Origin of the sequence: Streptomyces sp. NPDC060000, assembly GCF_042737375.1 — a bacterium.
Lineage (GTDB): Bacteria > Actinomycetota > Actinomycetes > Streptomycetales > Streptomycetaceae > Streptomyces.
Genome location: NZ_JBHWUU010000038.1, coordinates 1 through 25,841 on the forward strand (window position 1 = coordinate 1; position 25,841 = coordinate 25,841).

Annotated in this window: 19 protein-coding genes and 2 pseudogenes; 7 read left to right on the forward strand and 14 right to left on the reverse strand. The window is 70.3% G+C overall.

Features of this window, described 5'->3' with window-relative positions; translation table 11 throughout:
- Positions 1-203: 203 nt before the first annotated feature.
- Together ACFWBB_RS20770 and ACFWBB_RS20775 are read right to left on the reverse strand one after the other, a co-directional pair.
- A complete protein-coding gene (locus ACFWBB_RS20770; protein WP_385274258.1) occupies positions 204-395 on the reverse strand; it encodes an acyl-CoA carboxylase subunit epsilon in 192 nt (63 codons plus the stop codon).
- A 68-nt stretch (positions 396-463) separates the two neighbouring features.
- Positions 464-2,068, reverse strand: a complete 1,605-nt coding sequence (locus ACFWBB_RS20775) for an acyl-CoA carboxylase subunit beta (protein ID WP_385274261.1) — start codon at positions 2,066-2,068, stop codon at positions 464-466.
- Between the two features lie 379 nt (positions 2,069-2,447).
- Here ACFWBB_RS20775 and ACFWBB_RS20780 point away from each other — a divergent pair, with 379 nt between their 5' ends.
- The 3 genes from ACFWBB_RS20780 to ACFWBB_RS20790 all read left to right on the forward strand — a co-directional run bounded on the left by ACFWBB_RS20780 (position 2,448) and on the right by ACFWBB_RS20790 (position 4,795).
- Positions 2,448-3,047, forward strand: a complete 600-nt coding sequence (locus tag ACFWBB_RS20780; protein WP_385274264.1) for a YceI family protein — start codon at positions 2,448-2,450, stop codon at positions 3,045-3,047.
- Between the two features lie 93 nt (positions 3,048-3,140).
- Positions 3,141-3,779: a hypothetical protein gene (locus ACFWBB_RS20785; protein ID WP_385274267.1), complete on the forward strand. Its 639-nt coding sequence runs from the start codon at positions 3,141-3,143 to the stop codon at positions 3,777-3,779.
- 230 nt (positions 3,780-4,009) lie between these two features.
- Positions 4,010-4,795: a S1 family peptidase gene (locus ACFWBB_RS20790; RefSeq protein ID WP_385274270.1), complete on the forward strand. Its 786-nt coding sequence runs from the start codon at positions 4,010-4,012 to the stop codon at positions 4,793-4,795.
- 88 nt (positions 4,796-4,883) lie between these two features.
- Here ACFWBB_RS20790 and ACFWBB_RS20795 read toward each other — a convergent pair whose 3' ends face one another.
- The gene (locus tag ACFWBB_RS20795; RefSeq protein WP_385274273.1) at positions 4,884-6,251 is read right to left on the reverse strand and encodes a hypothetical protein; all 1,368 of its coding nucleotides are present in this window, start codon (positions 6,249-6,251) and stop codon (positions 4,884-4,886) included.
- Positions 6,252-6,311: 60 nt separating this feature from the next.
- Positions 6,312-9,347 carry a carbohydrate binding domain-containing protein gene (locus tag ACFWBB_RS20800; protein ID WP_385274276.1) on the reverse strand — a complete coding sequence of 1,012 codons (3,036 nt, stop codon included), beginning with the start codon at positions 9,345-9,347 and terminating at the stop codon, positions 6,312-6,314.
- Positions 9,348-9,569: 222 nt separating this feature from the next.
- On the opposite strand from ACFWBB_RS20800, the pseudogene ACFWBB_RS20805 reads away from it, so the two are divergent.
- A pseudogene (locus tag ACFWBB_RS20805) lies at positions 9,570-9,807 on the forward strand (glucosylceramidase); the annotation flags it as partial.
- A gap of 101 nt (positions 9,808-9,908) precedes the next feature.
- Here ACFWBB_RS20805 and cimA read toward each other — a convergent pair.
- The 5 genes and pseudogenes from cimA to ACFWBB_RS20830 form a co-directional block, all read right to left on the reverse strand.
- Positions 9,909-11,513 carry a citramalate synthase gene (gene cimA / locus ACFWBB_RS20810; protein WP_385274279.1) on the reverse strand — a complete coding sequence of 535 codons (1,605 nt, stop codon included), beginning with the start codon at positions 11,511-11,513 and terminating at the stop codon, positions 9,909-9,911.
- A gap of 339 nt (positions 11,514-11,852) precedes the next feature.
- A pseudogene (locus ACFWBB_RS20815) lies at positions 11,853-12,250 on the reverse strand (TetR family transcriptional regulator C-terminal domain-containing protein); the annotation flags it as partial.
- A gap of 95 nt (positions 12,251-12,345) precedes the next feature.
- Positions 12,346-13,434: a branched-chain amino acid aminotransferase gene (locus ACFWBB_RS20820; protein ID WP_385274282.1), complete on the reverse strand. Its 1,089-nt coding sequence runs from the start codon at positions 13,432-13,434 to the stop codon at positions 12,346-12,348.
- A gap of 323 nt (positions 13,435-13,757) precedes the next feature.
- Positions 13,758-14,801, reverse strand: coding sequence for a 3-isopropylmalate dehydrogenase (locus ACFWBB_RS20825; RefSeq protein WP_385274285.1), 1,044 nt, complete (start codon positions 14,799-14,801; stop codon positions 13,758-13,760).
- 173 nt (positions 14,802-14,974) lie between these two features.
- On the reverse strand, positions 14,975-15,106 hold the full coding sequence (locus ACFWBB_RS20830) for a hypothetical protein (protein WP_107085114.1): 132 nt from the start codon (positions 15,104-15,106) through the stop codon (positions 14,975-14,977).
- Positions 15,107-15,453: 347 nt separating this feature from the next.
- Here ACFWBB_RS20830 and ACFWBB_RS20835 point away from each other — a divergent pair, with 347 nt between their 5' ends.
- On the forward strand, positions 15,454-16,347 hold the full coding sequence (locus ACFWBB_RS20835; protein ID WP_385274288.1) for an alpha/beta fold hydrolase: 894 nt from the start codon (positions 15,454-15,456) through the stop codon (positions 16,345-16,347).
- A gap of 52 nt (positions 16,348-16,399) precedes the next feature.
- On the opposite strand, the gene pruA is transcribed toward ACFWBB_RS20835, so the two are convergent.
- Both pruA and ACFWBB_RS20845 read right to left on the reverse strand, forming a co-directional pair.
- Entirely contained in the window at positions 16,400-18,040 is a 1,641-nt protein-coding gene (pruA, locus tag ACFWBB_RS20840) for an L-glutamate gamma-semialdehyde dehydrogenase (protein ID WP_385274291.1), read from the reverse strand.
- A 49-nt stretch (positions 18,041-18,089) separates the two neighbouring features.
- Positions 18,090-19,070, reverse strand: a complete 981-nt coding sequence (locus tag ACFWBB_RS20845; RefSeq protein WP_385274294.1) for a proline dehydrogenase family protein — start codon at positions 19,068-19,070, stop codon at positions 18,090-18,092.
- 164 nt (positions 19,071-19,234) lie between these two features.
- On the opposite strand from ACFWBB_RS20845, the gene ACFWBB_RS20850 reads away from it, so the two are divergent.
- On the forward strand, positions 19,235-20,452 hold the full coding sequence (locus ACFWBB_RS20850) for a PucR family transcriptional regulator (RefSeq protein ID WP_385274297.1): 1,218 nt from the start codon (positions 19,235-19,237) through the stop codon (positions 20,450-20,452).
- A gap of 101 nt (positions 20,453-20,553) precedes the next feature.
- Here ACFWBB_RS20850 and ACFWBB_RS20855 read toward each other — a convergent pair whose 3' ends face one another.
- Complete coding sequence (locus ACFWBB_RS20855; RefSeq protein WP_385274300.1) at positions 20,554-21,144, reverse strand: TetR/AcrR family transcriptional regulator; 591 nt, start codon at positions 21,142-21,144, stop codon at positions 20,554-20,556.
- A 110-nt stretch (positions 21,145-21,254) separates the two neighbouring features.
- On the opposite strand from ACFWBB_RS20855, the gene ACFWBB_RS20860 reads away from it, so the two are divergent.
- Positions 21,255-22,799, forward strand: coding sequence for an MFS transporter (locus ACFWBB_RS20860; protein ID WP_385274303.1), 1,545 nt, complete (start codon positions 21,255-21,257; stop codon positions 22,797-22,799).
- 121 nt (positions 22,800-22,920) lie between these two features.
- Here ACFWBB_RS20860 and serA read toward each other — a convergent pair whose 3' ends face one another.
- Positions 22,921-24,510 (reverse strand): phosphoglycerate dehydrogenase, encoded by a 1,590-nt coding sequence (gene serA, locus ACFWBB_RS20865; protein WP_385274306.1) that lies wholly within the window; start codon positions 24,508-24,510, stop codon positions 22,921-22,923.
- 234 nt (positions 24,511-24,744) lie between these two features.
- Positions 24,745-25,743 carry a ketol-acid reductoisomerase gene (gene ilvC, locus ACFWBB_RS20870; protein WP_020131430.1) on the reverse strand — a complete coding sequence of 333 codons (999 nt, stop codon included), beginning with the start codon at positions 25,741-25,743 and terminating at the stop codon, positions 24,745-24,747.
- Between the last annotated feature and the right edge of the window lie 98 nt (positions 25,744-25,841).

Sequence of the window (25,841 nt, forward strand, 5' to 3'; positions counted from 1 at the left end):
GCTCCTCCCGGCTCGGGAGGGGCCGCCCACCTGTTTCCGCCGCGACGGCGGGACGCGTGTGTCCGCCGCGACGGCGGGACGCGGGACGGCGGTCATCGGCGGCGCCGGGCCGGACGGGCCCCTGTCGCACGCACGGAGAAGGGGCCCCTCCCTGCGGAGGGGCCCCTTCCCGGCGTTGCTACGGCTTGACGCTGCGCCGGCGCCTAGTGCCAGCTGTGCGGGGCGCGGAAGCCGCCCTCGCGCTCCAGGCGGCGCCAGCCGGCCCTGGGGCGGCCTCGGTGGGTCTCGGTCGGGGACGACTGGGCGGCCGCGCGGGCCAGGAGGACCGCCGTGATGGCGGCGACTTCCTCGGGCTCGGCGTGGCCCTTCTCGACGCGGATGTCGGGAGCGTTCATGAGTGCAAGTCTCCGTGGATGAGGTTTCCGCAGGGGATCCAGTGGGTTACCCGTGGGATCTGCCGGGGTTACTGCGGGGGGTTGCCGTGCTTGCGCGAGGGCAGGTCCGCGTGCTTCGACTGGAGCATGGCCAGCGACTTGATGAGGACCTCGCGGGTCTCCGCGGGGTCGATGACGTCGTCGACCAGGCCGCGTTCCGCCGCGTAGTAGGGGTGCATCAGCTCGGACTTGTACTCCTTGACCATGCGGGCCCGCATGGCCTCGGGGTCCTCGGCCTCGGCGATCTGACGCCGGAAGATGACGTTGGCGGCACCTTCGGCGCCCATCACGGCGATCTCGTTCGTCGGCCAGGCGTAGGTGAGGTCGGCGCCGATGGACTGGCTGTCCATGACGATGTAGGCACCTCCGTAGGCCTTGCGCAGGATCAGCGAGATCCTCGGCACGGTCGCGTTGCAGTAGGCGTAGAGCAGCTTCGCGCCGTGCCGGATGATTCCGCCGTGCTCCTGGTCGACACCCGGGAGGAACCCGGGGACGTCCAGGAAAGTGACGATCGGGATGTTAAAAGCATCACACATCTGGACAAAGCGTGCAGCTTTTTCCGATGCCTCGATGTCCAGGACACCGGCGAGGGCCTGCGGCTGGTTGGCCACGATGCCGACGACCTGACCGTCCAGGCGGGCCATCGCGCAGATGATGTTGCGGGCCCAGCGCTCGTGGATCTCCACGTACTCGCCGTCGTCGACGATCTCCTCGATGACCTTGGTCATGTCGTACGGACGGTTGCCGTCCGCCGGGACCAGGTCGAGCAGGACGTCGCCACGGCGGTCGGCCGGGTCGGTGGACTCGGTCCGCGGGGGGTTCTCGCGGTTGTTCTGCGGGAGCAGCGACAGGAGGTAGCGGACCTCCGCGATGCAGGTCTCCTCGTCGTCGTACGCGAAGTGGCAGACGCCGGAGGTCTCCGCGTGCACGTCGGCGCCACCGAGGCCGTTCTGGCTGATCTCCTCGCCGGTGACGGCCTTGACCACGTCCGGTCCGGTGATGAACATCTGCGAGGTCTCGCGGACCATGAAGACGAAGTCGGTGAGGGCGGGGCTGTAGGCCGCGCCGCCCGCGCACGGGCCCAGCATGACCGAGATCTGCGGGATGACCCCGCTCGCCCTGGTGTTGCGCTGGAAGATGCCGCCGTAGCCGGCGAGGGCGGAGACGCCCTCCTGGATACGCGCTCCGGCGCCGTCGTTGAGCGAGACCAGCGGGGCACCGGCCACGATGGCCATGTCCATGATCTTGTGGATCTTCGTGGCGTGGGCCTCGCCCAGCGCGCCGCCGAAGATGCGGAAGTCATGGGCGTAGACGAAGACCGTACGGCCCTCCACCGTGCCCCAGCCGGTGATGACACCGTCGGTGAACGGCTTCTTCGACTCCAGGCCGAACCCGGTCGCCCGGTGCCTGCGCAGCTGCTCGACTTCCTGGAAGGAACCCGGGTCGAGGAGCAGCTCGATCCGCTCCCGGGCGGTCAGCTTGCCCTTGGCGTGCTGCGCCTGGGTCGCCTTCTCGCTCGGGCCGGCCAGCGCCTGGGCACGGATCTCGTGCAGCTCGGCCACGCGGCCGCGCGCATCCGTGGGTTCCGAAGGCACCGCGGTCGGCTCACCCGTCGTCTCTTCCAAAACGGTCATGTAGTGACCTTACGAAGCCCACCAAGGAAAGAGGGACGTCGACTCCGTACAGTCTCCGGCGCGTTTTCCTGGTACCCCTGAACAGAACCGGCCGGACATGCAGGCATTCCGACTGCTCAGAGGGCCTGGGGCTTGTAGGGGTCTCACAAACCCAGGGGTTGAGACCCCGCTCACATTCCAGCCACGCACATGCCCTCCCCGGAGTGAAACGGAGAGCCCGGTCGGCGGACGGCGGTCGGCCGTCGGCGGTCGGGCGCCGCGATTCCGACCGGCGGACGGCGACACGATCCGAGAAGAAGTTGAACATTGAACGGAATAGGTCTACGGTTGACCTCGTTGAAGATTAAACATCCTCGATCTCGTCCCCAAGGAGCACGTCATGGGTATCTTCGGCCGCAAGGACACCGACCCGACCGCCACCGCCACCGTGAGCCCCGAGCTCGCCGCGCTGACCGGTGACTACTCGATCGACCCCGCGCACTCGACGTTCGGCTTCGTCGCACGCCACGCGATGGTCACCAACGTCAAGGGCAAGTTCAACGACTTCACCGGCTCGCTGCACCTGGACGGCACCGACCCGTCGAAGTCCAGCGCCTCCATCGACGTCCGGATGGACAGCATCGACACCGGGTCCGCCGATCGTGACGGCCACCTGAAGACCGCCGACTTCTTCAAGACCGACGAGTTCCCGACGATGACCTTCCGCTCCACCTCGACGGAGGCGCTCGGCGGCGACGACTACCGGATCACCGGCGATCTCACCATCCTCGGCGTCACCAGGCCGCTCGCCATCGACCTGGAGTTCAACGGCGCCGCCAAGGACCCGTTCGGCAACGAGCGCGTCGGTTTCGAGGGCAAGGCCGAGATCCTGCGCTCGGACTGGGGCCTGACCTGGAACGCGGCCCTGGAGACGGGCGGCGTTCTGGTCTCCGACAAGATCAAGCTGAACTTCGACATCTCGGCGATCAAGAACGCCTAAGCGCGCCGCCGAATAAGGCGGAAAGCATCCAAAAGGGGTCGGAAGCGAAGAGCTCCCGGCCCCTTGGTGTGCTCCGTGTCACAGTCGCGAGGCATGAGCACCAGGACCGGACCCCAGCACTACCCCGGCGCCAACCGCGACCACTGGTACCAGGACGACTTCGGCGGTGACCGCATGGAGGTCAACGTCATCGTCCTGCACACCACCGAGGGGCGTTCGCTGCCCGACTACCAGGATGGCGCCGTCGCGCCCAACCTGACGGCCGTGCCGGACTTCGCCGCCAGGAAGCTGAAGTGGTACCAGCACTTCGAGATCGACGTCTCCTCGCGCGCGCTGATGAACAAGCGCGGCGGCGTCGAGACCAACACCCTGAACGTCTGCCAGGCGGAACTCGTCGGCACCTGCGACCCCGACCTGCACGCCAAGTGGACGGCCCGCGACCAGGCCCACGTCTACTGGCCGAAGGCGCCCGAGTGGGCGCTGCGCGCCGTCGCCGAGTACCTGGCCTGGATGAACATCCACCACCATGTACCCCTGCGCGGACCGGCGTCGTGGCCCGCGTACCCGAAGTCCTCGGGGAACGGGGGCGGTCAGCGGATGGGCGGGGAGCGCTGGAACGCGTTCAAGGGGGTGTGCGGGCACATGCACGTGCCGGAGAACACGCACGGCGATCCGGGGGCGATCGACTTCGAGGGGCTGCTCGGCTTCGCGAAGGCCGCGGCCCAGGACTGACGACCGGTAGCGGCTCACGAGGTGCTGGCGGCCGGCTCCGAACCCGGTGAGCCCGGCCGCCAGCCAGCTGACCATGGCTGGATCAGCCCCCTTGCGTGAGGGCTTGCGGGGTTCCCATAATCCAGCAACAGATTTGACCTGGCCATGCCAGCGCATGGACATTTCTTTGCGGTGCGCGATCTGCGTTGACATGCTCACGTCAGAGCCAACCCCCCACGGAAGGCAGCACCTTGAAGAAGCTCCTCACAGCGCTCAGGAGATTCGCCGCCGTCGGCGCGGCCGCGCTCGCGATAGCGAGCCTCCAGCCCCTCTCGGCCGCGCAGGCCGCCCCTTCGCCCGTCGTCGGCGGTACCCGTGCGACGCAGGGCGAGTTCCCGTTCATGGTCCGGCTCTCCATGGGCTGCGGCGGCGCGCTCTACACCCAGCAGATCGTGCTCACCGCCGCGCACTGCGTCAGCGGGACCGGCGCCAACACCGGCATCACCGCCACGGCCGGCGTCGTGGACCTCCAGTCCACCACCGGCCGGGTCCAGGTGAAGTCGACGTACGTCTACCGGGCCCCCGGTTACAACGGCAACGGCAAGGACTGGGCGCTCATCAAGCTCGCCTCGCCCATCACCACCCAGTCCACCCTCAAGATCGCCACCACCACGCAGTACAACACCGGCACCTTCACCATCGCCGGCTGGGGCTCGGCCACCGAGGGCGGGGCCCAGCAGCGCTACCTGCTCAAGGCCACCGTGCCGTTCGTGAGCGACGCGACCTGTCGGACGTACAGCGGCTACAGCGGCCTCGTCGCCAGTGACGAGATCTGCGCCGGGTACACGGCCGGGGGCACCGACACCTGCCAGGGCGACTCGGGCGGCCCGATGTTCCGCCGGGACGCCGACAACGCGTGGATCCAGGTCGGCATCGTGAGCTGGGGCATCGGCTGTGCCCGGGCCAACGCCCCCGGCGTCTACTCCGAGGTCTCCACCTTCGCCTCGGCCATCGCCGCGGCGGCGGCCTCGCTCTGACGCACACCTCCGCGTCGTACGACGTCCACGGGCCCGGCGCCGTCGCGCGCCGGGCCCGTGGCGTGTGAGGTACCGGAGGGACGGGACCTCAGAACCCGCCGCCGAAGTCCCCGCCGCCGCCCCCGCCGAAGTCCCCTCCCCCGCCGTCCCCGAAGCCGCCGCCGAAGTCACCCGGGTCGAAGTCGGCGCCGGAGACGTCGCCGCCCTGGTAGCCCCCGCCGAAGTCGCCGTAGCCGGTGCCGTAGTCGGCGGCGTAGGACGGGGTGGCCATGAGGCCGCCGAGCATCGTGCCGACGAGCAGGCCGGGGAGGATGCCGCCGCCGAAGTAGCCGCCCGCCCAGGGCCCGTAGGCGGGGCCGGCCTCCCAGTACGGGCGGCGGCCGTACTCACTGTCGACCTCGCGGATCACGGGGTCGCGGCCGTCGGCCAGACGGGTGGCGTCCGCCGCGCAGACCGGGACCTCGCGTGTGGCTCCGCCGGATGGGGTCCAGGTGGCGTCGCCGACCGAGGGACCGTGGCGGGGGTCGAAGAAGCACGGGGGACGGCGCTCGGGCAACGGCCGTCCGGTACGGCGGGCGGCCAGCCGGGCCAGGGAGAAGCGGCCGTCCTCCAGAGTCCGGGTGACGGCCCGGACGTCCTCGGGTTTCCCCGCCGCCGCCATGAACGACTTCGCCTGCTCGTAGGCGTCCAGGGCGCGTTCGTAGTCGGCGCGCATGCCGTCGTCGGCACCCGGTTCGGACGGGCGGAAGTCCAGGCGGTCGAGTTCCTCTCCGAAGGCCGTGATGTCCTCGTCCACGACGACCCGCAGCCGGTCGAGGGCGGCTCGCTGCTCCTCCGCCCGCCGCCGGCGGTTGCGCCGTACGAGGGTGTACGCGCCCGCCCCGCCCGCGACCAGCACCACGCCCGCCGTGATCAGCGCGGTGGACGAGACCCCGGCGCCGCCCGAGGAGCCCCAGCTCTCGGGGGCCGAGCCGCCCATGTTGACCAGGGCGCGGTCGGTGAAGTCGGTGAGCTGGGTGTTGGCGTCGGTCTCGTTCCGGACGCTGCTCACCAGGTTCTGGACGGCGGTGCGGGACAGGACCGAGGAGTCGGCGCGGGCGTCGAAGCGGTCACCGAGGCGGATCGCGTACAGGCCGGTGAGACCGGTGGCGGTGCGCAGGTCCGTGAAAAGGTCCGCCGTGGGGTAGCCGGCCGGCAGCACGGCGACGAACAGGGGTTTTCCGGCGTCCTCGATCTGCTGCTCGAGCGCGTGCGCGTCCGCCTGGGAGAGCTGGCCGGACGCCTCCGGGTCGACGTAGACCGGGCTCTCGCGCAGGGCTTCGGCGACGGCCGAGACGCCGGTGGCCGCGGTGGCACGCGGAACGCCCGCCGTCAGGACCGCCAGAGCGGTCAGGACGACGAGCGCCAGTGCGATCAGCGGTCCTGCGAAGCTTCGGGCCCATAGTGCGACCTTCATACTTCGAAGCTACCCGAAAGCCCTCGGGAAAGGCCTGTGGGACGGCTGGGAACGCCGTGGCTACGGCGCCGCCCGGTACGCCGCCGTCAGCCGCTCCACCGCCTTTCCGTACCGGCCGGTCAGCAGCAGGTGGTCCGCGTCGGCGAAGGGCTTCGCGACCGCCGCTGTGACGGCCTGGCCCACCTTCCGCTGGACGATGAGCCGGGCCTTCCCGACCAGTGTGCGTCCCAGTTCGTCGGCACCGGCCCGCTCGGCCGCCGCCGCCGCGGCCGCCAGCCCCTTCAGGGTCGCCACCCCGCCGTCCGGCACCCTGGTCAGCGTCGTCAGGCCCCAGCCGTAGGGGAACTGCGGGTCGTACGCCGCGTCGCCGACGTTGACCGGCAGCTGGGCCTCGGACCTCGGCCAGGTCACCGGAAGCTGTCCGGTGAAGGGCCGCCTGCCGTACAGGACGTCCGCCACGCCGTCACCCTCCGTGCCCGGCAGCCAGGAGGCCACCAGCGCGTCGATGTCGCCGAGCCGGTCGCCGATCAGCTGGGGCCGTCCGGAGACGATCAGCACCGCGCACCTCATCGCGGCGCACACCTTGTCGACGGCAGCCCGGTCGGCGGCCGTCAGCTCCAGGTCGTTGCCGTTGCCGACGTCGCCGACGCCCTCGGCGTACGGGGTCTCGCCGACGACCACGACACCCACGTCGTACCCGCCCGTCGGCGCCGAGGCGTCCTTGGAGTACGTGACGTCGCCGCCGGCCTTCCTCATCCCCTCCAGGATCGTCGTGCCCTGCGTGATGTCGCCGGAGGCGCCCTGCCAGGTGATGGTCCAGCCGCCGCTCTGGTTGCCGATGTCGTCGGCGTCCGAGCCCGCGACGTACACCTTCTGGTTCTTCTTCAGGGGCAGGACTCCGCCGGAGTTCTTCAGCAGCACCTGTGACTCGGCGGCCGCCTGCCGCGCCACGGCCCGGTGCGCGGCCGAGCCGATCCGCGACGCGCCGCTCGTGTCCGCGTACGGCTTCTCGAAGAGGCCCAGCCTGAACTTCTGCGTGAGGATGCGCGACACGGCGTCGTCGATCCGCTGCCCGGTGATCCGCCCGGCCTTCGCCTCGTCGATCAGTGTCGACGTGAAGTCCCTGTACGAGTACGGCACCATCATCATGTCGACGCCCGCGCCGACCGAGGTGCGGACGTGGGAGGCGTAGTCGCCGGGGAGCTGGTCGATGGCGTTCCAGTCGCTGATCACGAAGCCGTCGAAACCCATCCGGCCCTTCAGCACACCGTTGATCATGTCGCTGCGGGCGTGCATCTTCACCGGGCCCTGGCCGTCGCCGAGGATGTCGAGCGACGAGTACGAGGGCATCACCGAGCCGACGCCCCGGTCCACGGCTGTCCGGTACGGAGCGAGGTGGACGGCCTCCAGCTGCTGCCGGGTGACCTCGGTGACGCCCTGGTCGATGGTGTAGCTGCCGGTGGTGGAGGAGCCGTACACGGTGCCGCCGTCGCCGACGAAGTGCTTGGCGGTGGCGAGGACCTTGTCGTCGTCCTTCAGGTCCCGGCCGTCGCGGGCGCCCTGCAGGCCCTGGATGACCGTCTCCATGGACTCGACGAGCGCCGGGTCCTCACCGAAGGACTCGTACGAGCGACCCCAACGTTCGTCGCGGGTCACGCACAGGCAGGGGGCGAAGTCCCACGGGACTCCGGTGGCTCGGACCTCGGACGCGGTCACCGCGCCCGTGCGCTCGGCCAGTCGGGGGTCGCGGGTGGCGCCGATGCCGATGTTGTGGGGCATGACCGTCGCGCCGACGAGGTTGTTGTGACCGTGCACCGCGTCCACGCCGTAGATCAGCGGGATCTGGAACCGGGTGGCCTGCGCCCGGAGCTGGTAGCCGTCGATCATCTTCGCCCAGGCCCCGGCGGTGTTGGGCGTCGGCGTGGAGCCACCGCCGGAGAGCAGCGACCCGAGGCCGTACGAGGCGATGTCACCACCCGTGCCGATCGCGCCGCGCTCGGCCTGGGTCATCTGTCCGGCCTTCTCCTCCAGGGACATCCGGGAGACGAGGTCGGCGACCCGCTTCTGCACGGGCAGTTTCGGGTTCAGGTACGGCAGTCCGTGGGCGTCGATGACGACCTGCGGGGTCTCGGCGGGGGCCTTGGCGCCGGTCACCGTGAGTTCGAGGGGGATCGTCTCGGCGGCTTCGGCGGACCGGTCGCGCAGGGTCGGGATCCGGATGGTGCGGCTCGCGCCGGACACCGTGCCCGCCGGGAAGGTGATCTCGCCCTTGACCGGGGTGTAGTCCCCGCCCGGCTCGGCGGTACCGTCGGCACTCTCGTATCCGACGGTCACGGGCTCGTCGATCGGGGCGGCGCCGGTGGTGGCGACGGAGACCTTCACCACGGCGGTGCCGCCCTCCTTCACCGGGTGGACGGCGGCGTCGGTGGTGACGGAGGCGCGCAAGGACTGGTCGGCCCTGCCGTACAGCTCGACGTCGTCCATGGCGAACTGCCCCTGGGCGCCGGCCGGGAGTGTGAGGGCGTAGCCCCACATCTGCGTCAGTCCGAGGACCTGGTCGATGCCGCCGACGGGCTGGTAGTCCGTGCGGTAGGTGAAGTCGGCGAAGGGGATCTCGACCTGTTTCCAGCCGGTCCAGTCGTCGGTGAAGGAGGTCGTCCAGAGCTCGGACGCCTCTCCGTTCGCCCCGCCGTCCTTGATCTCGAAGGCGATCTTCCTGCCGTTGTCGCGGCCCTCCCACCAGAACCGGATGCCCCGGTGGGCGGACCAGTCGTGGGCGGGCTCCGCGAAGGCGAAGTCGTGGGTGAAGCCGCCGTAACCGCTGATGTCGTAGCTGCCGGTGAGGACCTTGTCGCCCTCGGGGGCGTCCGCACGGGCCGTCAGCCGGAGGGCGGGCGGGTCGTCGGTGTCGCTGCCCCAGGTGAAGACGCCCTCGGCGGGCGGGCTCGCGAAGGGGACCTCGCCCTCGAAGCGGTCGACCGGGACGGGGGCGGGGCCGGGGCCGGGGTCGTCGGCGCCGGACGCCCCGGCGGCGGTGGTCATCGGGAGCAGTGCGGCCAGCAGGCCGGCGGAGGCGAGCAGGGCGGTTCTTCGCATGGAACGTCCCTCTACTCTCGTGGTCCACTCAAGACTTGGATCACGTCGTGAGTTAACTGGTGACCTGTGGCACCGTCAAGACTTCACGCCAGAACTGGTACGGCCGTAACACCCGTCCGGATCAGGGACGTTGTTCGTTCGACAGATGAACGCGCGACCCCTTGACGCGCCCCGGAAGCCGTCATTCACTCACGCCTCGACACGCCTCCCGTCCCCCACCTCCAAATCACGGCCTGGCTCACCACCACGGACGACGCCGGCGGGCGGCACGTGGTCCGCGGTCTCCAGGCCCAGCCCGCCGTCGCCTTCCGGACGGGCAGCGGCGGCAGCAGAGGCAGGGGCGAGAACATCACGGGCGCTGTCCGCGGCCACCCGGGAGGCTGCCCTGCGCAAGCTGTTCTCGCCGACCGAGGGCATCGGCCTGTCGTTCCTGCGCAATCCGATGGGCGGCTCGGATCTCGTGGAGACGTGGCAGTCGCGGTAGGACGAGCGGCTCTGCCGGTGAGCCGTGCGGGGATCCTCGGCGAGTCTGCTCGCCGAGGACTCCCTGCCGAGCGCCGCCTACTCGGCGGGCTCCACCTTGGCCCGCAGCAGCCCGTACGTGTAGGCGTCCTCCAGTGCCTGCCAGGACGCGGCGATCACGTTCTCCGCGACCCCCACCGTGGACCACTCGCCCGTGCCGTCGGTCGTGGAGATCAGGACGCGGGTCGTGGACTGGGTGCCGTGGACGCCCTCCAGGATGCGGACCTTGTAGTCGACCAGGTCGAGCTTGGCCAGCTGGGGGTAGATCTTCTCCAGGGCAACGCGCAGGGCGCGGTCCAGGGCGTTGACCGGACCGTTGCCCTCCGCCGTCGCGACGATGCGCTCGCCCTTGGCCCACAGCTTGACCGTGGCCTCGTTGGCGTGGGTGCCGTCGGGGCGGTCCTCGACGATGGCCCGCCAGGACTCGACCTCGAAGTACTTCAGCGGCCTGCCCTCGACCTCGGCACGCAGCAGGAGTTCGAAGGAGGCGTCCGCCGCCTCGTAGGTGTAGCCCTTGAGCTCGCGTTCCTTGACCCGCTCCACGACCCGGCCGACCACTTCACGGTCGCCGCCCAGGTCGACGCCGAGCTCCTTGCCCTTGAGCTCCACCGACGCGCGCCCGGCCATGTCGGACACCAGCATCCGCATGGTGTTGCCGACCTGCTCGGGGTCGATGTGCTGGTAGAGGTCCGGGTCGACCTTGATGGCCGAGGCGTGCAGGCCGGCCTTGTGCGCGAAGGCCGAGACTCCCACGTACGGCTGGTGCGTGGACGGCGTCAGGTTGACGACCTCGGCGATCGCGTGCGAGATCCGGGTCATCTCCCGCAGCCGGCCCTCGGGCAGGACCTTCTTGCCGTACTTCAGCTCCAGGGCCGCGACCACCGGGAACAGGTTCGCGTTGCCGACCCGCTCGCCGTAGCCGTTGGCCGTGCACTGGACGTGCGTCGCGCCCGCGTCCACCGCCGCCAGGGTGTTGGCGACCGCGCAGCCGGTGTCGTCCTGGGTGTGGATGCCGAGGCGGGCGCCGGTGTCGGCGAGGACCGTGGAGACGACCGCCTGGATCTGCGCCGGGAGCATGCCGCCGTTGGTGTCGCAGAGGACGACCACGTCCGCGCCGGCCTCGGCGGCCGCCCGGACCACCGCCTTCGCGTACTCCGGGTTGGCCCGGTAGCCGTCGAAGAAGTGCTCGCAGTCGACGAAGACCCGGCGGCCCTGCTCCTTCAGGAAGGACACCGTGTCGCTCACCATCGCCAGGTTCTCGTCCAGCGTCGTACGCAGGGCCAGCTCGACATGCCGGTCGTGGGACTTCGCGACCAGCGTGATCACCGCGGCGCCCGACTCCAGCAGCGCCCTGACCTGCGGGTCCTCGGCGGCCTTGGCGCCGGCCCGGCGGGTCGCGCCGAAGGCGACCAGCTGGGCGTGCCGGAAGTCGATCTCCTCCTGGGCGCGGGCGAAGAACTCGGTGTCGCGCGGGTTGGCGCCGGGCCAGCCGCCCTCGATGAAGCCCACGCCGAAGTCGTCCAGGTGCCGGGCGATGGCCAGCTTGTCGGCGACGGTGAGGTTGATGCCCTCACGCTGCGCGCCGTCGCGCAGGGTGGTGTCGAAGACGTGGAAAGAGTCGTCGAGTTCGCTGGTTGCGGTCATGGTCTGAAGGCTCCTGTGTTGGATCGCGGTCGTTACCGGAATGACCGGCTCCACCATCCCCCCATGGTCCCTCGCGCTCTCGCTCCCGGCTGTGGGTGGGCCAGAAAAGCGAAAAACCCCTCGCGGGTGCGAGAGGTCTGCGCGCGGGTCGAGGACGACGATGGCCGCTCGTACCTGGTCGTACGGAGCGGTCACTGCGGACCGGCGCGCCTGCTGCCAATAATCGTGGCGAACGAGAGCACGGCGGCAGTCTGGCACAAACCGTCCGTCTGCTCACCGGGTGTCTCAGGATGCGAGCAGCGCGTTCTCACGGATCCGCGTTCTCACGGATCCGCGTCCTCACACGTCCGCTAGGAGGGTCTCGGCGAGGAACTCCCGGACGTGCCCGAGGACCTGTTCCCGGTCCGTGCCGCGCAGTCCGACGGCAGGAGGGCCCGCAGGCGGGTGGCGAACCGGTCGGGGTCCACCCGCCGGAACTCGCCCCGCGACACCCCTTCCGCCAGCAGGGCGACCAGGTCGCGGTGCCAGGCGCCCTCGATGGCCGCCTGGCGGTCCCGGGCCACCGCCTCGGCGGCGGCGTTCTGCGAGCGGTTCCACACCTCGAGCCAGAGCGTCCAGTGCGGGTCGCGGTGGCCCTCGGGGACGTACAGCTCGACATAGGCGTCGAGGCGCTCGCGGGCCGGGGCCGCGCGGGTCAGCAGCCGGGCACGCTCGGCGCCGAGCCGGCCCTCGCTCCAAAAGGGGCCGCACCGGACCTCAAGTCCGATGCGGCCCCGAGCCGAACCACAGGGCGGGCCAAAGGACGACCTCTACAGGCCGGCCTTCAGGCCGGTCAGCCCAGCTCGTGCATCCAGCCGTGCTTGTCCTCGGCCGTGCCCCGCTGGATGTCCAGCAGGGCCTGACGGAGCCGGAGGGTGACCTCGCCGGGCTCGTCGCCCGCCTGCCGCCACTCGCCTCCCGTGCGCTTGACCGTGCCGACCGGGGTGATCACGGCGGCGGTGCCGCAGGCGAAGACCTCCTTCAGCGTGCCGTTCTCGGAGTCGCGCTGCCACTGGTCGACGGAGACGCGGCCCTCCTCGGCCTCGTAGCCCAGGTCACGGGCGACGGCGAGGAGGGAGTCACGGGTGACGCCTTCCAGGATGGAACCCGTCAGCGACGGCGTGATGATCTTGTTCTCGTACACGAAGTACAGGTTCATGCCGCCGAGTTCCTCGACCCACTTGCGCTCGACCGCGTCGAGGTAGCAGACCTGGGCGCAGCCCTGGGCGGCGGCCTCGGCCTGGGCGAGCAGCGAGGCGGCGTAGTTGCCGCCCGTCTTGGCATCGCCCATGCCGCCGGGCACGGCGCGGACGTGGTCCTCGGAGACCCAGATGGAGACCGGCTTCACTCCGCCGGGGAAGTAGGCGCCGGCCGGTGAGGCGATGACGAGGAACAGGTACTCGTTGGCCGGCTTCACACCCAGGCCGACCTCGGTCGCGATCATGAAGGGGCGCAGGTAGAGGGACTCCTCGCCGCCGTGCGCGGGCACCCAGTCCCTGTCCTGGCCGATGAGCGCGTCGCACGCCTCGATGAACGTCTCGACCGGCAGCTCGGGCATGGCCAGACGGCGGGCGGAGCGCTGGAAGCGCTTGGCGTTCTGGTCCGGGCGGAAAGTGGCGACGGAGCCGTCGGGACGGCGGTACGCCTTGAGGCCCTCGAAGATCTCCTGCGCGTAGTGCAGGACCATGGTGGCCGGGTCGAGGGGGATCGGCGCGTACGGAACGAGCTGGCCGTCGTGCCAGCCGCGGCCCTCGGTCCACTTGATCGTCACCATGTGGTCGGTGAAGTGGCGGCCGAACCCGGGGTTCGCCAGGATCGCCTGCCGCTCGGCGGCGGAGGTGGGACTGGCGGAGGGCTTGAGCTCGATCGTGGGCGTCGTCATGAGTAGATGTCCTTCGCTTCCTGGCGAGCGTCTGGGCCACCCCGCGTCTTTCGGCCGGGGGTCCGGGGGTTGTCCCCCGGAAGATGCAGCACCGGTTGTAGTGACGGGCCGCGCTCACGCCCGTACGGCCGGTGGCCGGTGCCAGGACGTCCGAGCATTCCCTCATACCGCGGCTCCGCGTTCGATTATCGCAAGCGGCGGACGAGGACCAAAACGGCGGGAATGCGACCCAGGGTTGATGGTGACACCCGGCGGGGGACATACGGAAGCCGCCGGGTGCGGATGCGACCCGGCGGCTTCGAGAGGATTCGCGCAGCGCGGGGTCAGCCGGCTACTCGTACGGAGAGCGCGTCACCGATCTCGGAGGTGCTGCGCGCGGGCAGCGAGCCGCGCTCCGCCAGGTCGGCGGAGACGGCGTCCTCGATGCGGACCGCCTCGGCCTCGTGGCCGAGGTGGCGCAGGAGCAGGGCGACGGACAGGACCGTGGCGGTGGGGTCGGCCTTGCCCTGGCCGGCGATGTCCGGGGCCGAGCCGTGCACGGGCTCGAACATGGACGGGAACTCGCCGGACGGGTTGATGTTGCCGCTCGCGGCGACGCCGATGCCGCCGGAGACGGCCGCGGCGAGGTCGGTGATGATGTCGCCGAAGAGGTTGTCGGTGACGATGACATCGAAGCGCGCGGGGTCCGTGACGAGGTAGATCGTCGCGGCGTCCACGTGGATGTAGTCCGTGGTGACGTCGGGGAACTCCTCGGCCACCTGGTTGAAGACGTTCGTCCACAGGTGACCGGCGAAGGCCAGCACATTGTTCTTGTGGACCAGCGTGAGCTTCTTGCGGGGGCGGGCCTGGGCGCGGGCGAAGGCGTCCCGGACCACGCGCTCGACACCGAAGGCCGTGTTCACGGAGACCTCGGTGGCGACCTCGTGCGGGGTGCCCTTGCGGATCGTGCCGCCGTTCCCGGTGTACGGGCCCTCGGTGCCCTCGCGGACCACGATGAAGTCGATCTCGGGCTGGCCGGCCAGCGGGGTGGCGACACCCGGGAGAAGCTTCGACGGACGCAGGTTGACGTGGTGGTCGAAGAGGAAACGCAGCTTGAGCAGGAAACCCCGCTCCAGGACACCGGAGGGGACGCTCGGGTCGCCGATCGCGCCGAGCAGGATGGCGTCGTGCTGCTTGAGCGCCTCGGCGTCCGCGTCGGTGAGGGTCTCACCGGTGGCGTGGTAGCGCCGGGCGCCGAAGTCGTACTCCTTGGTCTCCAGCTTCACATCCTGCGGGAGGACGGCGGAGAGGATCTTGAGACCCTCGGCCACGACCTCCTGGCCGATGCCGTCACCGGGGATCACTGCGAGATTGAGGCTGCGAGACATGCGGGAACCCTACTCCCCGTCCCATGGGATGACATGGACTGTCCGCCATGCGGACATGGAGCCGGGTGGGGAAGCCGGGCGGGATCGAGGTGCGGCGCGGAGCCCGAAGTCCCGTTCGGGGCCCACGCCGCACCCCGGGCGGGCGCGGCTCCCGGGATGCGGGGCGGCTCGGCTCAGTGGCCGGTCTCGCCGCCGTTGTCGCGGCGGTCGAGGGCGCGCTGAAGCGCCGCGGCGGCATTCTTGCGGTCGGACTCGCTCGTACGCGAGGTGTGGCGGACTCGGCGGCGGACGGTCGTCTCGGCCATGGGAAATCGGCTCCTTCGAGAACAGCACGGAGTGCGGAAAGGGTTACGAGACGCCGGAGGGGCGGGGAGCGGGGCCGCAGGGGTTGCCTGCAGGGGGCCCGGCTCACGACCGCCATTCGCTTGATCGAGCGAGACGTTCGGCTCCTACAAAACTAAGGGAGGAGCGCGCGCCTGTCTCTACAATTACTCGGACTTCCTACTATCTGAGACGGCGCACCGGGCGACCCGGTGCCGACCTGCGGTTTCACATGCCCTCGCGACGCGGCACATCGATCATCCGACCTCCAGATCACCTAACCTCTAAAACTCTATTGACCGGTTAGGCGGTCTCATGGTGCACTCGTGCCATGACCCCCCAAGCCCATCGCCAGGTCCGTCACCGCACCGCCACCGTCCGCGGCCACGAGGTGTACTACCGGGAGGCGGGCCCGGCCGACGCACCGGTCCTGCTGCTCCTGCACGGCTTCCCGAGCAGCTCGCACATGTTCCGCGACCTGATCCCGCTCCTCGCCGACCGCAACCGCGTCATCGCCCCCGACCACCTCGGCTACGGCCGGTCGGCGGCGCCGGCGGACTTCCGGTACACCTTCGACGAACTGGCGGCCGTCACCGGGGAGTTCACCGAGCAGCTCGGTCTGAAGGAGTACGCGCTCTACATCCAGGACTACGGCTCCCCCATCGGCCTGCGCCTCGCCCTCGCCCACCCCGAACGGGTGACCGCGATCATCACGCAGAACGGCAACGCCTACGAGGAGGGACTGGGCGCGCAGGCCTGGGCGCCGGTACTGGCGCTGATCGCGGAGCGGACCCCGCAGACCGAGGCCCCGGTGCGGGAGATCAGCAGCCCGGAGGGGATCAGGTGGCAGTACCTGCACGGTGTTCCGCCGGAGCAGCAGGACCTCGTGAGCCCCGACGCCTACGAACACGACGCCGCCCGCATGGCCCGGCCCGGTCAGCCGGAGATCCAGCTCGACCTGATCTCCGACTACGGCTCCAACTTCGCCCTCTATCCGGCCTTCCAGGAGTACTTCCGCACCAGCAAGGTCCCGCTGCTGGCGGTCTGGGGCGCCGGTGACGAGATCTTCGTCCCGGCCGGTGCGCTCGCGTTCCGCCGCGACCTGCCGCGGGCGGAGGTGCACCTGCTGCCCACCGGGCACTTCGCCCTGGAGACGCATTCGGGCCAGATCGCGGCGCTGATCAGCGACTTCCTCGAGCGCAACCTCGTCGGCCGAGGGGGATAGGCGAGGGGGCCGGACAGTCGCCCGGCCCCCTTCCACGTCATGCGGCGGTGCGTCAGCCCATGTGCGGGTACGGGTAGTCGGTCGGCGGGACCAGCGTCTCCTTGATGGCGCGGGTCAGGGTCCAGCGCGTCAGGTTCTGCGGGGCGCCGGCCTTGTCGTTGGTGCCGGAGGCACGACCGCCGCCGAAGGGCTGCTGGCCGACGACGGCGCCGGTGGACTTGTCGTTGATGTAGAAGTTGCCGGCCGCGTAGCGCAGCTTCTCCATCGTGTACGCGGCGGCCGCGCGGTCGCCCGAGATGACCGAGCCGGTCAGCGCGTAGTCCGACACCGACTCCATCTGCGTCAGCATGGCGTCGTACGCGTCGGCCGAGCTGTCGTCGTACACGTACACGGCGAGGAACGGGCCGAAGTACTCGGTCGTGAAGACCTCGTTCGCCGGGTCGGTGCACTCGACGACGGTCGGGCGGACGAAGTAGCCGACCGAGTCGTCGTAGGAGCCGCCCGCGACGATCGTGCAGGTCGGGTCCGCCTTCGCGCGGTCGATCGCCGCCTTGTTCTTGGCGAAGGAACGCTCGTCGATGACCGCGCCGACGAAGTTGGCGAGGTCGGTGACGTCACCCATGGTCAGGTAGTCGACCTCGGCCGCGAACTCCTCCTTGAAGCCGGAGTTCCAGATCGACGCCGGGATGTAGGCCCGGGAGGTCGCGCTGCACTTCTGGCCCTGGTACTCGAAGGCGCCGCGGGTGAGCGCCGTCTTCAGGACCGCCCGGTCCGCGCTCGGGTGGGCGACGACGAAGTCCTTGCCACCGGTCTCGCCGACCAGACGCGGGTAGGAGCGGTACTTCTCGATGTTGGCGCCGACCGTCTTCCACAGGTACTGGAAGGTCTTCGTCGAGCCGGTGAAGTGGATGCCGGCCAGGTCACGGTGTTCCAGGGCCACCTCGGAGACCTCGATGCCGTCGCCGGTGACCAGGTTGATGACGCCCTTGGGCAGCCCGGCCTCCTCAAGGAGCCGCATGAGCAGCACGGCGGCGTGGGTCTGCGTCGGGGACGGCTTCCACACGACCACGTTGCCCATCAGCGCGGGCGCGGTCGGCAGGTTGCCGGCGATGGCGGTGAAGTTGAACGGCGTGATCGCGTAGACGAAGCCCTCGAGCGGACGGTGGTCGAGGCGGTTCCAGACGCCCGGGGAGTTCGCCGGCGGCTGCTCGGCCAGGATCTGGCGGGCGTAGGCGACGTTGAAGCGCCAGAAGTCGACCAGTTCACAGGGACAGTCGATCTCCGCCTGCTGGGCGGTCTTCGACTGGCCGAGCATGGTGGACGCGGCGAGCGTCTCGCGCCAGGGGCCGGCGAGCAGCTCGGCCGCGCGCAGGATGATCGCGGCGCGGTCGTCGAAGGACATCGCGCGCCAGGCGGGCGCGGCGGCGAGGGCCGCGTCGATCGCGTCCTGCGCGTCCTGCCGGGTGGCGTTGGCGTAGGTGCCGAGGCGGGCCTTGTGGTTGTGCGGCTGCACGACGTCGAACCGCGCACCGCCGCCCATCCGGTGCTCGCCGCCGATGGTGCAGGGCAGGTCGACCGGGTTGTCGGCCAGTTCCTTGAGCTTGGCCTCCAGCCGCGCACGCTCCGGCGAGCCGGGGGCGTAGCCGTGCACCGGCTCGTTGACGGGGGTGGGGACCTGGGTTACCGCGTCCATGTCTTCCGTTACTCCTTCTGAGCGGGTGTTTCGAGCGGGGGGTGCGGGCTCAGCCCTTGCTGATCATCGAGCGGACGAAGAACCGCAGGTTGGCCGGCTTCTCCGCGAGGCGGCGCATGAAGTAGCCGTACCAGTCGGTGCCGTAGGCGGTGTAGACGCGCATGCGGTGGCCTTCGGCGGCCAGCCGCAGGTGCTCGTCGCTGCGGATGCCGTACAGCATCTGGAACTCGTACTCGTCGAGCTTGCGTCCGGCCTTGCGGGCGAGCTCCTGCGCGATGGAGATGAGGCGCGGGTCGTGGGAGCCGATCATCGGGTATCCCTCGCCCTCCATCAGCGTGCGCAGGATCCGGACGTACGCCTTGTCGATCTCGTGCTTCTGCTGGTAGGCGACCTCGGCGGGCTCCTTGTACGCGCCCTTCACGAGCCGTACCCGGCTGCCGCTCGCGGCGAGGCGGCGGGCGTCGGCCTCGGTGCGGAAGAGATAGGCCTGGATGACACAGCCGGTCTGCGGGAAGTCCTTCCGCAGCTCCTCGTGGATGGCGAACATCGAGTCGAGGGTGGTGTGGTCCTCGGCGTCGAGGGTCACGGTGGTGCCGATGGCGGCGGCGGCCTCGACGACGGGGCGGACGTTGGCGAGGGCCAACTCGTGACCGTTGCGGAATGCGGGGGCGGGCCCGGAGGGCCCTTCGAGCAGGGCGGTGGCGGGCGACGGGAGGGCTTGACCGAACATCGACAGCTTGACGGACATCTCGACCCGCTCGCCGAGCTCCAGCTCCCCGAGCCGGCCGACCAGCGCCAGGTAGGCGTCCCGGGCGGCGAAGGCCTGCTCGGGGGTGGTGATGTCCTCGCCGACGACGTCCATCGTCAGCTCCAGCCCGCCGGCGGTGAGCCGCTCGATGATCGGGACGATGTCGTCGACCGCCTCACCGGGGATGAAGCGGTCCACGACCTGCTTCGTCACCGGGGCCGCCGAGATCAGGCGTCGCATCCGGTCGCTGCGCGACGCGGCGAGAATCACGGGACCCAGCACGGGGAACCTCCACATACCAACCCATACGAGGCCGATACCCGATGATCGGGGAACGGCACGGAGAACCACCGTGAAACCTAAGGATCCCTCCGATCGTGAGCCATCGACAGCTGTCACGCATCCGTGCCGCGGATCTCAGACAGATGTATGAAGGGGGTGCGGAAATGCGGGAGAATGCCTGGGTGACAGCCGATTACCAGGGTGACCACCAGGAGCTCGTGGACGACATCTCGGAGCTGCTCGGCGCTCCCGCGACCCTGGAGAACCGGGATTTCGAGCTGATCGCCTTCGCCACCTACGACAGCGAGGGCGAACTCGACGCGTCGGCGCTGGACCCGGTGCGCACCCGCTCGATCCTGACCCGGCGCTCCACCGCCGCCGTGCGCACCTGGTTCGAGGGTTTCGGCATCACGCGCGCGAGCGGTCCGGTCCGGATCCCGCCGACCCCGGAGGCCGGGGTGTACCGGGGACGCGTCTGCCTCCCCGTGCGGCACCGGGGGGTCGTCCTCGGCTACGTCTGGCTGCTCGACGACGACCCCGGGCCCTCGGACGCCCAGCTGGCGGCCGCGATGGAGGTGACCGCCCGGATCGGCGCCCTCCTCGCCGACGAGGCCCAGCACGGCGCGGATCTCACCCGGGAGCTGCGGGCGGTACTGACCGCGCAGCCCGGCTGGCAGCGGGACATGGCGGTGGCGGAGCTGCGGACCGCGCTCGGCGCCCGCGCGGACGGCCCGCACACGGTGGTGTGTGTGGCGCCCTGGCCGTCCGCCGACCCGGCCGACGCGCCCTCCCTCCGTACGCTGCCCGGGGCGACGGCGCTCTGCACGGTCCCGTGGGGTGCGGGTACCTCCCGCGCCCTCAAGGCAGTGGGGGAAGCCCAGTCCCTGGCCCTGCTGGTCCGCCTGCGCTCGACGGACACCCTCACCCCGGCGACCTCGGCGGCGGCCCGGCTGCTGGAGCGGGCGGACGGGTCCGCGGCGGGAGTGGCCGCCGGGCGGCTCGGCCTCGCGGAACTCGGCGCCGCCTGGCAGGAGGCGTCGGCGTCGGCGCGGGCGGCGCTGGCGGAGCCGGACCTCGGCCCGGTCGCCCGGTGGGCCTCCATCGGCCCCTACCGGCTGCTGACCTCCCTGCCCCCCGAGAGCGCCCAGGACCCCGCCGTACGGACCCTGTTGTCCGCCACCCACCACGAACTCGCCCGCACGGCCGAGGTGTACCTTGACCGCGCGGGCCAAGCAGGGCGCACGGCAGCCGAGTTGGGGATCCACCGGCAGACCCTGTACTACCGGCTGTCCCGGGTGGAGCAGCTGACCGGCCTGGACCTGGACGACGGCGAGGACCGGCTGCTGCTGCACATGACCCTGAAGGCGGCGCGCCTGCCGTAGGCCGTCCCGTCGCCCGACCGCCGTAGGCCGCCCCAGCGGCGCGGCTGCCGAAGGCCGTCCCGTCGGCCCGGCTGCCGTAGTCATCGGTCGGCCAGGGCGGGTCAGTCCTTCGCGGCGCCGGCGATCACCCGCCGCAGCCCCTCGGTGAGCTGCGCCGCGTCGGTCGCGGAGTCCGGGTCGAAGAGCCACTGGACCATGAGCCCGTTGAGGAGGGTCTGGTAGAACCGGCCCTCCGTGTCGACGGTCTCCTTGTCGAGCTGGTCCTCAGGGACGCCGTTGAACATGGGCACGATCCCCGACCGGCCCTCCTCCTGCGCCTCGGCCAGCAGCTTGCGCACCTCGGGGAGCCGGTCCGCCTGGACGATGAGCTCGAAGCTCAGCAGCCAGATGGCCCGCGTCCGCGGCACCGCGCCGATGATGCTCGCCCACACCTCCTGGAAGCGCTCCAGCGAACCGGCGGGCGCCGTCACGTCGCCCTCCGCGCCCCAGCCCGGGTCGAACTCGTCGCCCGCGCCCTCGACCAACGAGACGTACGCCTGCGCCATCAGCGCGTCCTTCGAACCGTAGTGGTAGCCGATGGACGCCAGATTCGTCTCCGACTCCTTGACGATGTCCCGCGCTGTCGTACGCAGGAACCCCTTCTCCAGCAGGCAGCGCTTGGCGCCTTCGAGCAGATCCTCACGGTGTCCCATGCCCGTCACCCTACCTCCGATCCATACAGCCGTCCTATACGGATGACTTACACGGATGACTTATACATTCGTTCTAGACAAGCGTTTAATACGCTCGTACAGTCACCGTCATGACCAACTCGACGAACTCGACGAACCCAACGAACCCGGCGGGCCCCACCGCACCCCCGGCGGCCCGGGCCGGCCGCCGTGAATGGACCGCTCTCGGCGTGCTGATGCTGCCGCTGCTCCTGGTCTCGATGGACGTCTCCGTCCTCTACTTCGCCATCCCGGCGATCAACGCGGACCTGGCGCCGACCGGAACCCAGCAGCTCTGGATCTTCGACATCTACGCGTTCGTCCTGGCGGGCCTGCTGATGACGATGGGTTCACTCGGCGATCGCATCGGCCGCCGCAGGCTGCTGCTGGTCGGCGCCGCCGCCTTCGGCGCCGCCTCGCTGATCGCGGCGTACGCGAACAGCGCCGAGACCCTGATCGCCGCCCGCGCGGTCCTCGGCATCGGCGGCGCGACCCTGATGCCCTCGACGATGGCCCTGATCCGCACGATGTTCACCGACCCGGGACAGCGCGCGAAGGCGATCGGCATGTGGTCCGCGGTGATGACGGCCGGCATCGCGCTCGGCTCGGTGGTGAGCGGCCTGCTGGTCCAGTACTTCTGGTGGGGCTCGGTCTTCCTGGTCAACCTGCCCGCGATGGTCCTGCTGCTCGTCCTCGGCCCGATCCTGCTGCCGGAGTCCCGCGACCCCGCTCCCGGCCGCTTCGACTGGCCGAGCGTCCCCCTGTCGATGGCCGCCGTGCTCCCCGTGATCTACGGCCTGAAGGAGATCCCCTCCGAGGGCTGGCACGCGGAGTACGTCGTCCCGGTCACCGTCGGTCTGCTCTTCGCGGCTCTCTTCGTACACCGCCAGCGCACCGCGGCCTCACCGATGATCTCCCCGGCCCTGTTCCGCGGCCCCGGTTTCGCCCCCGCGCTCGTCCTCAACATGGTCTCCGCCTTCGGCATGCTGGGCTCGGCGTTCTTCACCACCCAGTACCTCCAGTCGGTGCTCGGCAAGAGCGCGCTGGAAGCGGCCCTGTGGGCCCTGCTCCCCTCGGTGCCGATCGGCATGGCTGCCCCGATCGCGACCTCTCTGGTCCAGAAGGGCGTCAACCGGGCCTACGTCGTGACGGCCGGCTTCGCGATCGGGGCGAGCGGCTACGCGCTTCTTGCCCTCGCCGGTACGGACTCCATGTGGCTGGTGCTCACCGCCTGCGCGGTTCTGGCCTGTGGGATCGTGATGGTCCTGTCCCAGATGACGGACCTGGCGATGAGCGCGGCCCCGGTCGAACGCGCGGGGTCCGCGTCCGCCCTCCTGGAGACCGGCACCGAGTTCGGCGGCGCCCTGGGCATGGCCGTCCTCGGCTCCATCGGTACGGCGATCTACCGCCACGACATCCCGGCGTCGGCCCCGGACGAGGCCCGCGAGACCCTCGGCGGCGCCCTGGCGGTGGCGGCTCATCTCCCCGGGCGCACGGGAGACGCCCTGGCGACGACGGCACGCGAGGCCTTCACCAACGGCATGCACGGCGCGGCGATCGCCGGAGCGGTACTCCTCGCCGGAGCGGCGGCAGCGGCTTCGGTGACGCTGCGGAGGATCCACGTCGAGGGCAAGTGACACCACATACAAAAACGCCGGGCGGGCTGACCAAGTCAGCCCGTCCGGCGTTTGAGGACGAGGCCCCTTTCAGGGCCGAAACGGGGGCCTGGGGGCGGCAGCCCCCAGAGGTGCGGCAACCTCAGACGAGGTTGACCGCACGCGCGGACGTCGCGCCGATCTCCTCGGCAACCTCCGCCAACACCCCCGCGGGCACGGTGTCGTCGACGGTGAGCACGGCCAGCGCCTCGCCGCCGGCGACCGCGCGAGCGACCTGCATACCGGCGATGTTGATCCCCGCCTCGCCGAAGACCCGGCCCACGGTGCCGACAACGCCCGGCCGGTCCTCGTACTTGAGGACGACCATGTGATCGGCGAGCGCGAGGTCGACGTCGTACTCGCCGACCGCGACGATCTTCTGGAGGTGCTTCGGACCGGCCAGCGTGCCGGAGACCGACACCTCCTCGCCGTCCGAGAGCGTGCCGCGCACGGTGACGACGTTACGGTGGTCGGCCGACTCGGAGCTGGTGGTCAGCCGCACCTCGACGCCGCGCTCCTGCGCGAACAGCGGGGCGTTGACGTACGAGACGGTCTCGTCGACGACGTCCTCGAAGACACCCTTGAGAGCCGACAGCTCCAGCACCTTCACGTCGTGCTGGGTGATCTCGCCGTACACCTCGACGTCGAGGCGGACCGCGACCTCACCGGCCAGCGCGGTGAAGATCCGGCCGAGCCGCTCGGCGAGGGGCAGACCGGGCTTGACGTCCTGGGCGATGACACCGCCCTGGACGTTCACCGCGTCCGGCACCAGCTCACCGGCGAGGGCGAGCCGCACGGAACGCGCGACCGCGATACCGGCCTTCTCCTGGGCCTCGTCGGTCGAGGCGCCGAGGTGCGGGGTGGCCACGACCTGATCGAACTCGAACAGCGGGGAGTCCGTGCAGGGCTCCTTCGCGTACACGTCGAGGCCGGCGCCGGCGACGCGGCCCTCCTTCAGCGCCGAGTACAGCGCCTCCTCGTCGACGATCCCGCCCCGCGCGGCGTTGACGATGCGCACGCTCGGCTTGACCTTGCGCAGCGCCTCGTCGCCGATCAGACCGACCGTCTCGGGGGTCTTGGGCAGGTGCACGGTGATGAAGTCGGAGACCTCGAGCAGCTCGTCGAGCGACAGCACCTTGACGCCCATCTGGGCGGCGCGCGCGGGCTGGATGTAGGGGTCGTACGCGACCACCTTCATGCCGAAGCCGGACATACGCTGCGCGACGAGCGCACCGATGCGGCCGAGGCCGACGACGCCCAGGGTCTTCTCGGCCAGCTCGACGCCCGTGTACTTGCTGCGCTTCCACTCACCGTTCTTCAGCGCGGCGTTGGCCTGCGGAATGTGGCGGGCGGTGGCGAGCAGCAGACCGCAGGCCAGTTCGGCGGCGGTCACGATGTTGGAGGTGGGGGCGTTGACGACCATCACGCCGGCCTTGGTGGCGGCGGGAACGTCGACGTTGTCCAGGCCGACGCCGGCTCGTGCGACGACCTTCAGTTTCTTCGCGGCGGCGATCGCCTCGGCGTCCACCTTGGTGGCCGAGCGGATCAGGATCGCGTCGACGTCGGCGATGGCCGGGAGCAGTTCGGCTCGGTCCGCTCCGTTGCAGTGCCGGATCTCGAAGTCCGGGCCGAGCGCGTCCACGGTCGCGGGCGACAGCTCTTCAGCGATGAGTACGACAGGTTTCGAGCTCACGTGAGTCCTCACAAGTCCAAAGCGTGCGGACGGCCGTCCCGACGGCCGCAGGCGGAGGGAGGGGCTAGCCGCGTGGAAGACGCACGACGCTGTGGGCCTGAACGCGTATACAGGCAGCAGTGTAGTGCCGCGACGAAGGTCGCCTCATGCCTCCGCGGAAGGATCACCCGTCCGTGGTCGGACGGGATGGACAACGGGGCCGGAGCAGCGCGCTCCGGCCCCTGTCCACGAGGCTTACGCCTCTTCGTTCACCCAGCTCATCAGCTTGCGCAGCTGCTTGCCGGTGGTCTCCAGCAGGTGCTCGGAGTCCGCGTCCTTGTACTCGTTGTACTTCTTCAGACCGCCGTGGTACTCGTCCATCCAGTTCTGGGCGAAGGTGCCGTCCTGGATCTCGGCGAGGACCTGCTTCATCTCGGCCTTGGTGGCGTCGGTGATGATGCGCGGGCCGGTGATGTAGTCGCCCCACTCGGCGGTCTCGGAGACGCTCCAGCGCATCTTCTCCAGGCCGCCCTCGTACATGAGGTCCACGATCAGCTTCAGCTCGTGCAGGCACTCGAAGTAGGCGATCTCCGGCTGGTAGCCGGCCTCGACCAGGGTCTCGAAGCCCGCCTTGACCAGCGCGGAGGTGCCACCGCAGAGGACGGCCTGCTCACCGAACAGGTCGGTCTCGGTCTCCTCGGTGAAGGTCGTCTTGATGACGCCGGCGCGGGTGCCGCCGATGCCCTTGGCGTACGACAGGGCCAGCGCGAAGGCGTTGCCGGTCGCGTCCTGCTCGACGGCCGCGATCGCGGGGACGCCGCGGCCCTCCTCGTACTGGCGGCGCACCAGGTGACCCGGGCCCTTCGGGGCGACCAGGGCGACGTCGACGCCGGCCGGGGCCTTGATGAAGCCGAAGCGCACGTTGAAGCCGTGGGCGAAGAACAGCGCGTCGCCGTCCTTCAGGTTCGGGGCGATGGACTCCTCGTAGACCTGGGCCTGGATCGGGTCCGGGATGAGGATCATGATGACGTCGGCCTCGGCGGCGGCCTCGGCGGGGGTCACCACCCGCAGGCCCTGCTCCTCGGCCTTCGCCTTGGACTTGGAGCCCTCGTGCAGACCGACGCGCACGTCGACACCCGAGTCACGGAGCGACAGCGCGTGGGCGTGGCCCTGGCTGCCGTAACCGATGACCGCGACCTTGCGGCCCTGGATGATGGACAGGTCGGCGTCGGCGTCGTAGAACAGCTCGGCCACTTTGGGTTCTCTCCTTGGGTGCAGGTGTTGCGTCCCACCGTATGACGGCGGGCGGAAGGGAAGTCTCGGGGTCTCGGTATCCGGGCGGTCGGCGATCA